The following is an 11730-nucleotide window of genomic DNA, read 5'->3' on the forward strand; positions in this document are numbered from 1 at the left end:
TTTTTTGCGCGTGCCGGGCGGATCGGTTATCAAGCATAGGGGGGAAAGAATCCGGAGGAATGGCTGGAATTCGGAAAGCGAGTTGAATTGCCCTATAAATTTTCCCGATAACCCCGCAGAACAACAAAAGCTTGGCCGATATACTGGTAACTAAGAAACGAAAAGACAGGAGGCAGTTGCAGCATGATCGACAAGGAGCTAAAGGCGGGAAGGAAAGTGCTGAGCACCGTCCCGGGAGGTCTTCTGCTCGGTCCTACGGGCGCGCGTTTATGGGCCGATTACGTGCAGGCCGCACCGGGCTTTGTCGGCCGGTTCGACTTTATTCATAAAGTAAATATTCCGCTTCTGTTCGCCATTACGGTTAACGGTCAAGCTTACAACATGGAAACCGCATCGGCCGAATGGTATCCAAGCCAGCTGAGGCTTTCCTACACCGACGACCGGATCGGATTCGAAGAGTCGAAATTTATAACTTGGGAGGACTGCGCCGTTTCCTGCCAGACTTGGACGAACCGGTCTGACGGCGAACTGCTGCTGCAAGCGGCCGCACCGTCCGGCTTTCAGGCTTATGGCGAGGAAGGCATGCAGGGCGGCTTCGATATTCCGTTTTACAGCTATGACATCGACGCGTGCCTTGCGGCGAGCGAACCCTCCTTGTGGAATGGCGGCCTGAGGCTGCAGCCGGGAGAGAAGAAGACGTTTGTCGTCGCTGCCGCGCTCGGAATCCGGTCGCTGGACAGCGCTGAAGTGCTGATGAGCCGGGCATCCGGATTCATCGGCAAGCCTGCAAGCCTTGAAGATATCGCATCCGGGCAGCAGGCGGAGTATCAGAAATGGTTCGACGGAGCGCCGCAGTTCAAGAGCAGCGATCCGGTGCTGAACAAAACGTGGTCGTACAGATGGTTCCTGCTCCGCCACAACATGGCCGATCCGCGTTACGGCTTGCTGCAGCATCCGCTGTTCTACGAAGGTCGTTCCCATAAGAAGAGCAAACGCCCGTTTTCCAAGGGCGGCTGGGAATTCAGCAAGCTGATCAACTTGTCCGTGCCGCTCCATTTGACGGATGCAAGGTGGCATCACAATTCCGGGCCCAGCATGGGAGCGCTGCGGAATATGCAGGAATCGCCGGCGGATAACGGCATGTACGTCTGCCTGACGGCGGATGAACGGATGCACTCGTTCGCCAACTATATCGGTTGGGCGGCTTACCGGCTGTTCCTCGTTCACCGTAACGAAGACGCAATTGTGGAGGCGCTTCCAGGCTTGAAAGCCCAGCTTTCGAGCTGGCAGGAAGTGTACGGCAACGAACAGGACGGCCTAATGACGGAATACCGGCATACCCGGACGGGCAAGGAGTACCAGCCGAGCTATTGGTATTTCCACAACTATCCCCGCAATCCGAAGGATCCGGAAACGTATACGCATGTGAAGCGGGTGGACAGAACCGTCTACCATTATTTGAACGCTCTTGGCGTAGCCCGCTTGTGCGAGATGACAGGCGATCCGGAAGCGGATCAATACCTGCAGCTTGCGGAGAGGATCAGACGCGATGTGCTGGAGAAGATGTGGGACGAAGAAACGGCATTTTTCTATGATCTGCATTATCAGACGGACGAGAAGGCGCTTGTCAAAAATATCGTCGGCTTCTACCCGGCATGGGCGGATATGCTCGACGAAACGCATAACGGCCTGATTGCTCATTTGCTGAGTCCGGACGAATTCGCCACAGGCTGCACGTATCCGACGGTGTCGGCCGACAGCGTCGCTTATGCGAGGGAAGGCGGCTGGTTCGGCCATTTTATAAAAGGACGCCACGGCTGCATGTGGAACGGCCCTACATGGCCGTACACGAACTCGATTACGCTCGATGCGCTCGCCCGCGAAAGCAAGCGGAACGGATATGCTTATAATGAAGCGTTTGCGCGCGGCCTGCGGGAATATTCGTTCCTCCATTTCCAGAACCGGGATTTGAACCGGCCGGGACTGGTAGAGCATTACAACAGCGGATCGGGTGAGCCGCTGAGCGACGAGCAGGAATACAACCACTCGTATTATATCGATCTGATCGTCAGCCATGTGGCGGGGCTTTCCGTCGATGCCGACTGTATCCGTCTCGATCCGCTCGATATCGGGCTCGATTATTTTGAACTTGGCCGTGTGAAAGCGGCTGGACAAGAAATACGAATGACCTACGGCAAGCCGGGCCTTGGCAGGTATCCGGACGGAATCGAAGAGGGTTACCGTCTGTATCTGAACGGAAAACTGGCCTTTGCCTCGAATACTCTGGCAGCCGGAACCGTGCCGCTTGAATTAAGGGAAGAAAGACTGGAAGGTGTGTAAACGATGCAATTAACAGAAAGATATAACGGAATATTAAATCAATCGGAGCAGGATCCGCAGCTGACGGAAGCGCTGCTGCCAATCATGTACGAGCCGGACAGCCATTCGGCGAATTTGCTGGAGCTCGACAACGGGGATATGCTCTGTGTCTGGTTCTCCGGAAGCGGCGAGGGCAATCCGGATACGAATGTGCTGCTGTCAAGGCTTCCGGCAGGCGGCGACCGGTGGGAGGAGCCCCTCGAGGTAGCGGCAGACCCGGAGCGCTCGGAGCAAAACCCGCTCGTCTTCCAGGCGCCGGACGGCAAAGTATGGCTGCTGCATACGTCCAATGAGCCGCATGATCAGCAGACCTCCAAAGTGGTCGGACGGATCTCGGAGGACCGCGGATACACATGGGGGGAGCCTTTTGTTCTGCATGAGGGACCCGGAATGTTCCTTCGCCAGCCGATTCTCGAGATGAGCAACGGAGAATGGCTGCTGCCGTGCTACTACTGCAAGCCGGGCGGTCATTACAGCGTCGTGCTGCTTTCGGCCGACGAAGGAAAGACGTGGACGGAATACGAGGTGCAGGGCAGTTTGCACCGGGTTCAGATGAGCGTCGTGGAGCTTGACGACCGCACGTTGTTTGCCGTCTTCCGGAGCCGCAATGCCGACCGTATTTACAGCAGCGTCTCCGCCGATTTTGGGAAAACGTGGAGCGAGCCGGCCAAGATGACCTTGCCGAACAACAACTCCTCCATTCAAATGGCGAAGCTGGCGAGCGGACATCTGGCGCTCATCTTCAACGATTCCACGATGGAGAGAGACCAGTACCGCTGGATCGAGAGGAACGGCGAGTTGCGCAAGAAGCCGCTGCGGACGCCGCTGACCGTCGCTATTTCGGAGGACGGCGGAAAAACCTGGCCCTATGTCAAAAACATTCAAATATCGGATCTCGAGCACCGGGAGAAGCCGACCGGCTATTCTTATCCGTGCATTATGGGAACGGCTGACGGCAGCATTCACGCCGCATATTCGTATCTGCGGAAGGCGATCAAATACGTGCGTTTTACCGAGGATTGGGTGAAGCAGGACGGAAGAACGCCGAGCTGAGCGGACACTCCTATACTGACGCCTATATCTTACCGCGAAACGTAAGCTATAGCCGCCTCAGGACGGCACAGAACCGGGCTGCGCAAAGGTGCAGCTAACGGTTCGTGCGCAGCGAAAGCCGTTTACGCTTATGTCACTTTGTAATCGCTTTATTGGTAAAATTTTGTTACGATGTACGGTACTGAAGTGTCCATGAAGTTACTTACACACTCGACCGGGGTGATGGTATGAATTGGCGTGTCATTAAATTGAACGGGGACCGATTTTTCAACCCTGACTTTGATATCTTTATCAATCGCGAAGTAGAATCGTTTAGTCTATCGCAGCATACTCATGATTTTATTGAAATCAGCTATGTGGAGGAAGGCAACGGGTATCACTATGTCGAGGATCAGATGATCCCGATCAAACGAGGCGATCTGTTCGTTATTCCAATCGGCACGTCGCATGTGTTCCGGCCGACTTCCCAGGACAATCCGCTTGTCATTTACAACTGCATTTTTCGGACCAGCATGCTGGAGCAATTGAGATCCGTCGTCCGCGAGCCGTCTATCCTGCACAGCCTTTTTTACGGCTCGCAGCCGTCCGCGGTCAAATGGCTTCAATTCCAGGACAAGTTCGACAAGTTTCTGACCGTTATGCAAGGGATGTACAGGGAATTTTTGAAGAAGGAAGCCCAGTATGAGTTTTTGATGATGGGGCAGCTGATCCAGGTTCTGGCCATGCTGCAGCGCTATGAATGCGACGGCAGCCTTGTCTCTACTCCGACGAACAAGATGGATGACGCTATCCAATATATTAACGATCACTATGCTGCGAATCTGACGGTTCAGCAGGTGTCGGAGCGGTCGTTCATGAGCCCGAGCCATTTTCAACGGCTGTTCAAGAAAACGACGGGCGTTACGTTCATGACCTATTTGCAAAATTTCCGGATTCAGCGCTGCTGCGAGCTGCTCAAATCGACCGAAATGACGATTCAGGAGGCGGCCAATCAAGTCGGTTATCAGGATATGAAGTTTTTCCACGAGCTGTTTCGCAAGAAGACCGGCGTCACGCCGAGAGAGTACCGGCGAAACTCGCCGGACATGGATTATAAACTTGCCTCCATGTAACCAAGAAGCGCATTTCCCTGGGGGAGCGGCGCTTCTTTTTTTGTGGAGGCCTTATTCTAATGGACAAAAATGACGCTTATACAGCTAATCATGCCATTTGTCCATTCTAAAGGTCACGATAGTAGATTAGAGCAAGTATTCCGAAGGAAACTTTGCATCAAGCAGTTCTAAGCACCGCTCCTGACCGTTAGCCGACTACTCACACTGATTAGACCCTCTAGGCGACGGATATGTCCATTAGCTGACCTTAGGCGATAATCGGCCAGAAAAGGCCGACTGCTCGCACTAATTAGTCCCTCTAAGCGGCGGTTTTGTCCATTAGCTGACTTAGGCGCCAATCGACCCAACGGCCGACTACTCAATTAGCTGACTTTAGTGGCCAATCGGCCGGCCGGCTGCGTGCTATTCTCCGAGCTTTCGAGCTCGTCTGTGCGGGGCTACCCCCTCAGCTTGTATCACCCTATAGAAACGGTCTTAATCACCTATATGGGGGGTAGAACGGCATTGTATAATGAGAAAAATTCGCTACGGGCAGACCCGTTTGCGGGTTTGCCGATCACGCGGAAGGAGTGGCGAGGCTTGATTAGTCAGAAGAAAGTAGAACGCTGGGGCGTGTTTGAAACCGCTGTCACAATCGGTGAAACGCATGAGAATCCGTTTAGCGGCGTACGGCTGGAGGCCGTATTCCGGAACGGAAGCCGGACGGTCAAGGTGAACGGCTTTTACGACGGGGACGGCGTCTATAAAGTCCGGTTTATGCCGGATACCGTCGGAAGGTGGACATTCTCGACCAGCAGCAGCGACCCGTCGCTTGATGCCTTAACCGGCGAATTCGAATGCACGGACGCCGGAGCGGGCAATCGCGGACCGGTCCGCGTCTGCTCACGGGACCATTTCGAATACGCGGACGGATCGCCCTATATCCCGTTCGGAACGACCTGCTACGCCTGGATTCATCAGGACGAGGAGCTGCAGGCCCGGACGCTCGAATCGCTGCGCCAATCTCCTTTTAATAAAATCCGCATGTGCGTATTTCCGAAAAGGTACGCCTTCAACGCCGCCGAACCGGAGCTGTTTCCGTTTCCGGGCTCGAAGGAGTCCGGCTTCGACCTTGAGCGGTTCGATCCGCGCTTTTTCCGGAGGCTGGAGAAGCGGATCGGGCAGCTCGCGGAGCTCGGAATTGAAGCGGATGTCATTTTGTTCCATCCCTACGACAAGGGGCATTGGGGCTTTGACGGCATGAGTGCGGACCGGGACGAGTTTTATCTGCGTTATGTGATCGCTCGTTTGTCCGCTTATCGCAATGTATGGTGGTCGCTGGCTAACGAGTACGATTTTATGCGCGAGAAGCGGAAGGAAGACTGGGACCGGCTGTTCCAAATCGTACAGGAAAACGATCCTTACCAGCATCTTCGCTCCATACACAACGGAACGAAGATGTACGACCCGTCGTCGCTCGATCTGTACGACCATGCAAAGCCGTGGGTGGATCATGTGAGCCTGCAGCACTGGGATCTCACCGCAGTCGACTCGGTCCGCCGGGAATACGGGAAGCCTGTCGTCGTTGACGAGTGCTGCTACGAAGGTGATATCCCCCGCCGGTGGGGCAACATTACCGGAGAAGAGATGACGCACCGGTTCTGGGAAGGAACGGTCCGGGGCGCATATGTCGGGCACGGCGAAACTTACTTGCATCCCGAGGATATTCTCTGGTGGTCGCATGGAGGCGAGCTGCACGGTACGAGTCCCGAGCGTATCGGATTTTTGCGCCGGATGGTTGAGGAAGCGCCTCAGCAGCCGGCCGTCATCGACACGATCAAGGACGTGCCGGCAATCGGCGTAGAGGGAGAATATTACTTGCTGTACTTCGGCATTCACCGGCCTGCCGTCAGGCCCGTTCAGCTGCCGGAGGACGCCGTGTATACCGCCGAAATCATTGATACCTGGAACATGACGATCGAGCCGGTTGAAGGGACCTTCTCCGGCACCTGCGAGATCAGCCTTCCGGGAAGACCGTATATGGCGCTGCGAATTCGGCGCAGCATGCAATAAAGGCTGACCGGCTTTATCACCTAATTGGAGGTGCCGCCATGGGGCGCATTGTACTAAAAAATGTTGAGAAACGTTATGGCAAAGACAAGCAGTACGCCGTTAAGGATTTTAACCTGGAGATCGAGGACGGCGAGTTTCTCGTTATGGTCGGAGGGTCGGGCTGCGGCAAATCGACGACGCTGCGCATGATCGCCGGGCTGGAGGATATTACTTCGGGCGAGCTGTACATCGGGGACAAGCTGGTGAACGATTTGCCGCCGAAGGACAGGGATATCGCCATGGTTTTCCAGAACTACGCGTTGTACCCGAATATGAACATCTACGAAAATATTGCGTTCGGCCTGCGCCTTCGCAAGGAGCCGAAGCATGAGATCGACATGTCGGTCAAAGGGACGTCCCGCATTCTGGAGATCGAACAGTATTTGGACCGGAAGCCCAGACAATTGTCGGGCGGTCAGCGCCAGCGCGTCGCGCTCGGCCGGGCGATCGTCCGGAAGCCGAGCGTGTTCTTGATGGACGAGCCGTTGTCGAACCTCGATGCCAAGCTAAGAGTCCAGATGCGTACGGAAATTATCCGGCTTCATAAACAGCTGGGAGTGACGACGGTTTATGTAACGCACGATCAGGTGGAAGCGATGACGATGGGCAACCGGATCGTCGTCATGAAGGACGGCGTCATCCAGCAGGTCGATAGTCCGCGGGTCATTTACAGCAACCCGAGGAATATGTTTGTGGCGAGCTTTATCGGGACGCCGCCGATTAACTTTATCGAAGGGAAGATCGTGGAGTCGGACGGCGGCAGGCTGCAGCTGCAGACGCAGCGGAGCTACCTTGAAATCCCGGACGCGCATGCAGAGCTGCTGCGGAAGCACGGCAAGGTGAACCGGAGAGTCGTGCTCGGCATTCGATCCGAATTTGCGCATGTAGAGCCGGAAATGACGGACCGTCACCCGAAAAGCCAAATAACAGGCACGCTCAAGGTGGCCGAGCTGATGGGTGCGGATATGTATCTGTATGTCGATATCGGAACGGATAAGCCATTTGTCGTCCGGACCCTCTCGGGCTTTGACCGGAGTGAGGATGAGCGGATAACCGTTGCGCTGGACATGTCGAAAGCGCTTTACTTCGATAAAGATACGACGGAAAGCTTGATGTACGAATGATGGAGCAAAGGGGAGAGATAGATGTTAGGGGCGCTTAAGAGATGGCGTACAATAATCGTACCTTTGTTGATCTTCGCACTGCTTCTGCCGGCCGCTGCGGGAGCGGCGGGGAACGCGGGTGCGGCACAGTCGCCGGACACCGCAGAGAACGCTCCTGCCGATGCTTCGGCGGGGGAGCCGCAGGCGGAAGCCGCGGATGAGACGGGCGATCCTTATTTTCTGGACAAGCTGGCGGAATGGAAGAAAGCGGGTGCGCCGGACGAACACGACGGAAAGGTCAGCTTGTCCGCTGCCGGCTTTACGAGGGCGTCCGAAGGCGCCCATGCCGGGTCCGGTACGGTAGACGGCCGGTCGGGAGTGCTCGATTGGCGCCTGGGAAACGAGGAATGGATCGAATACGATTTTTCCGTTGAGAAGGCCGGGCTGTACAAGATCGATCTGTCTTACCGTCCCGTCACGGACGATAACCGGCGCAGACCGATTCTGCTGAACGTCTCGGTCGACGGGCGAAACGAATTTCTTGAAGCGAGATCCGTCACGCTGGACCGCCGCTGGAAGGATCCGTTCCCGGCGACTCTCGATTCGAACGGCGACCAGATCCGTCCGATGGCGGAGGATATCAGCGGATGGATCACGACCTCGCTTCGCGATTCGGGCGGCGCTTATGTCGATCCGCTGCAATGGTATTTGACTCCCGGGAAGCATACGCTCCGCTTCACCAGCAACGAGCCGTTTGCACTGGACACTATCGAGCTGTCGGCTCCGGAGCAAGTTCCGGGTTACGAGACGGCAAAGCAGACGAATGCCGGCGGCGGCAGCGGAAGCGGCGAGCCGATCGTCATCGAAGCCGAGCAGGCCGATTGGAAAAGCGTCTCTTCCATCTCGCTTCGCTATGACAACGAGATTTACAGCACGCCATATAAACGCGGGAATATTACGTATAACACGATCGACGGCTCACGCTGGTCCTCCGGCAACGGCGAAATCAGCTGGACCTTTGACGTAAAGGAAAGCGGATATTACAAAATCGGGATGAGGGTCAAGCAAAATTACTCCTCCAACCGTTCGTCCTTTCGGACCGTCATGATTAACGGCAAAATTCCATTCGCCGAAATGAAGGCCTACCAGTTCCCGTACGGGTCCGGCTGGCAGGGCGTTCAGCTCGAGGACGAGCAGCAGCAGCCGTACTTGTTCTATCTGGAAAAAGGAAGCAACACGATCACGATGAGAGCAACCCAGTCTCCCGTCAAGCCGATGATCTCCGAGCTGGAGAAAACGGTAGACGAGCTGATGCTGCTGTCGGAAGATCTGAAGGCGTTGACCGGCGGTTCGAGCGACACGAACAGAACCTGGAAAATTGACAAGGAGCTGCCCGGGTTTACGGATGATCTCGGCGCGATTGCCGATAAGCTGGACGCTGTTCAGCAGCAGCTGGTCGAGGTCAACGGCAGAAAGGATGCCGTAACGCAAGGCCTTTTTACTCTGATCAAGGATATCCGCTCGATGCTGGCCGATCCGAACCAGATTCCGTACAAAACCTCCCGTTTTGTCACGATGCAGGGCAAGGTGGCCGAACTGCTGCAGCAGCTGAAAAGCCAGCCGCTTGGGCTCGACCGCATTTTTATTGTGCCGGAGAACGAGAAGTTTCCGCAGATGGAAGCGGGCTTCTTCAAGAAGATGAAAGGAGCGTTCGTCAACTTCTTCTATTCCTTCCAGTCGAAGGAGGGGCTTAGCGGCATGGATGACGATGTGCTCAACGTCTGGGTGCTTCGCGGACGCGATTATATTAATCTTCTGCAGCAGCTGGTAGACGAGCAGTTTACGCCGACGACGGGAATAAAGGTTAAGGTGAATCTGCTTCCGGATACGAATTTGCTTGTGCTGATGAACGCGGCCGATATTGCGCCGGACGTCGCGCTCGGGCTTCCGCAGACGCTGCCGTTCGATTATGCGATCCGCAACGGGTTATACGATCTGACGAAGTTCCCGGATTTCGATACGATGTACAAGCGTTTCGCGCCGGGCACCTGGACCCCGTTCTACTATAACAAGGGATACTATGCATTGCCGGAGACGCAAAGCTTCTCCATGCTCTATTACCGGAAAGATATATTGAAAGAGCTTGGCCTCGAGGTGCCGGACACCTGGGAAGACGTGTACAACATGCTTCCGACCTTGCAGCAGAACAATCTTAACATGGCTCCGGTTCAGCATATGCCGTTTTTCTTTCAGAACGGGGCCGATTATTTCACAAAGAACGGGCTGCAGACGGCTTTGGGCACGGAAGCGGGCTATAAATCCTTCAAGGAATGGACCGATTTGTACAACGTCTACGCCGTAGACCAGCAGCTGGCAAGCTTCTATCAGTCGTTCAGAAGCGGCACCGTGCCGATCGGCATCGCGGACTTCAGCATGTACATCCAGCTGGCGGTGGCGGCTCCCGAGCTGAACGGGTACTGGGGCATCGCGCCGATTCCGGGTGTCAAGCAAAGCGACGGGGAAACGGCCCGATGGATGGGCGGCAATCTGCAATCGTCCGTTATCTTCAAGAAGACGAAAAAAGCCGAGCAAAGCTGGGAGTTTCTCAAATGGTGGACCTCCGCAGAGGTACAGGAGAGATACGGCTCCGATCTGGAGACGATTAACGGCCTGTCCTTCCGCTGGAACACCTCGAATATCGAAGCGTTCGTCCATCTGCCGTGGAAGCAGGAGGATTTGAACGCGATTCTCGAGCAATGGCGCTGGTACAAGGAAATTCCGAACGTTCCGGGCAGCTATTTCCTGGAGAGGGAGCTGCAAAACGCCTGGAACCGGAGCGTCGTCGACGGAATCAATTACCGCAGCTCGCTTGAAACGTCGATCGGGGAGATCGAAAGGGAGATGCAAAGGAAAATGCAAGAGTTCGGCATTATCGACAGCGGGGGCAAAGTCCTCCGGCCGCTTGAGCTGCCTGAAGTCAACAAGCCATGGGAAGGGGTGAACCCGTATGTCCGAAAGTAGTGCGCAAATTTTAAAAAATAACGACGCCCATTCCGGCATGGCCGTCCGCACGAGGGGAAAGGCGTCCGAGCTGCTGAGGGAAATGTGGCGGTCCCGGTTGTCATATCTGTTCATCGCGCCTTTTATGCTCTGTTTCATAGTGTTTATTATGATTCCGGTCGTTTGTGCGTTCGCGCTCAGCTTTATGTCCTATAACTCGCTTGAGCCGCCGCGTTTTATCAGCTGGTCCAATTTCCGCTATATGATTTCGGAGGATTTGCTGTTTCTGCAATATGCGCTGCCTAATACGTTCAAATTTGCGGTCATTGCGGGACCTTGCGGCTACGTCGCCTCCTTCCTGCTGGCATGGCTGATCACCATCCTTCCCGGGCGCTCGCGCAAATGGTTTGCGCTCGCTATGTATTCCCCGTCGCTGATGGGAGGGGTCGCCATGACAATCGTCTGGCTGCCGCTCCTCAGCGGCGACAGGATCGGCTACCTGAACAGCTTCATGCTCGAGTGGGGGTTCATCAGCGACCCTGTGCTGTGGGTGACAAGCAAGGAGCATCTGATGACATCCATGATCGTCGTAACGCTATGGTCCAGCATGGGGATCGGCTTTCTGGCGATGATGGCGGGCATTTTGAACGTAAATCCCGAGCTTTACGAAGCGGGAAGGCTGGACGGCATCAAATCCAGGCTCGAGGAAATCTGGTACATTACGGTACCGTCCATGAAGCCTCAAATGCTGTTCGGCGCGGTCATGGCGATCGTCGGCACATTCAAGGCGGGCAGCATCGGCACCGAGCTGTCGGGCATGAACCCTACGCCGCAGTATGCCGGCCATCTGATCATGAACCAGATTGACGATTACGGCTTTATCCGCTTCGAGCTGGGTTATGCATCCGCTTTGTCCGTGTTCCTGCTGCTGCTCATGTATTTATCCAATAAGTTTTGCTGGGGACTGTTCGGTTCAAAGGGGGATGAATAAA

7 protein-coding genes are annotated in these 11730 nt (G+C 55.3%); all 7 read left to right on the top strand.

All coding sequences use genetic code 11. From position 1 onward, the window contains the following. Nucleotides 1-183: 183 nt before the first annotated feature. The 7 genes from KP806_RS26735 (at nt 184) to KP806_RS26765 (ending at nt 11729) form a co-directional block, all read left to right on the top strand. Nucleotides 184-2340 (top strand): MGH1-like glycoside hydrolase domain-containing protein, encoded by a 2157-nt coding sequence (locus tag KP806_RS26735; protein WP_224726801.1) that lies wholly within the window; start codon nt 184-186, stop codon nt 2338-2340. A gap of 3 nt (nt 2341-2343) precedes the next feature. Further along, nucleotides 2344-3432 carry a sialidase family protein gene (locus KP806_RS26740; RefSeq protein ID WP_224726802.1) on the top strand — a complete coding sequence of 363 codons (1089 nt, stop codon included), beginning with the start codon at nt 2344-2346 and terminating at the stop codon, nt 3430-3432. A gap of 227 nt (nt 3433-3659) precedes the next feature. Then, complete coding sequence (locus KP806_RS26745) at nt 3660-4544, top strand: AraC family transcriptional regulator (protein ID WP_224726803.1); 885 nt, start codon at nt 3660-3662, stop codon at nt 4542-4544. A 579-nt stretch (nt 4545-5123) separates the two neighbouring features. Continuing rightward, complete coding sequence (locus KP806_RS26750) at nt 5124-6596, top strand: DUF5605 domain-containing protein (protein WP_224726804.1); 1473 nt, start codon at nt 5124-5126, stop codon at nt 6594-6596. A gap of 38 nt (nt 6597-6634) precedes the next feature. Further along, entirely contained in the window at nt 6635-7759 is a 1125-nt protein-coding gene (locus KP806_RS26755; RefSeq protein ID WP_224726805.1) for an ABC transporter ATP-binding protein, read from the top strand. Between the two features lie 21 nt (nt 7760-7780). Further along, nucleotides 7781-10759 carry an extracellular solute-binding protein gene (locus tag KP806_RS26760; RefSeq protein WP_224726806.1) on the top strand — a complete coding sequence of 993 codons (2979 nt, stop codon included), beginning with the start codon at nt 7781-7783 and terminating at the stop codon, nt 10757-10759. 37 nt (nt 10760-10796) lie between these two features. Beyond that, entirely contained in the window at nt 10797-11729 is a 933-nt protein-coding gene (locus KP806_RS26765; RefSeq protein WP_224726819.1) for a carbohydrate ABC transporter permease, read from the top strand. Nucleotide 11730 lies beyond the last annotated feature (1 nt).

Origin of the sequence: Paenibacillus vietnamensis (assembly GCF_020169515.1) — a bacterium.
Lineage (GTDB): Bacteria > Bacillota > Bacilli > Paenibacillales > Paenibacillaceae > Pristimantibacillus > Pristimantibacillus vietnamensis.

Coding starts and splice junctions, on each gene's coding strand:
- KP806_RS26735 (WP_224726801.1), top strand. CDS start 184: ATGATCGACAAGGAGCTAAAGGCGGGAAGGAAAGTGCTGAGCACCGTC.
- KP806_RS26765 (WP_224726819.1), top strand. CDS start 10,797: ATGGCCGTCCGCACGAGGGGAAAGGCGTCCGAGCTGCTGAGGGAAATG.
- KP806_RS26740 (WP_224726802.1), top strand. CDS start 2,344: ATGCAATTAACAGAAAGATATAACGGAATATTAAATCAATCGGAGCAG.
- KP806_RS26755 (WP_224726805.1), top strand. CDS start 6,635: ATGGGGCGCATTGTACTAAAAAATGTTGAGAAACGTTATGGCAAAGAC.
- KP806_RS26760 (WP_224726806.1), top strand. CDS start 7,781: ATGTTAGGGGCGCTTAAGAGATGGCGTACAATAATCGTACCTTTGTTG.
- KP806_RS26745 (WP_224726803.1), top strand. CDS start 3,660: ATGAATTGGCGTGTCATTAAATTGAACGGGGACCGATTTTTCAACCCT.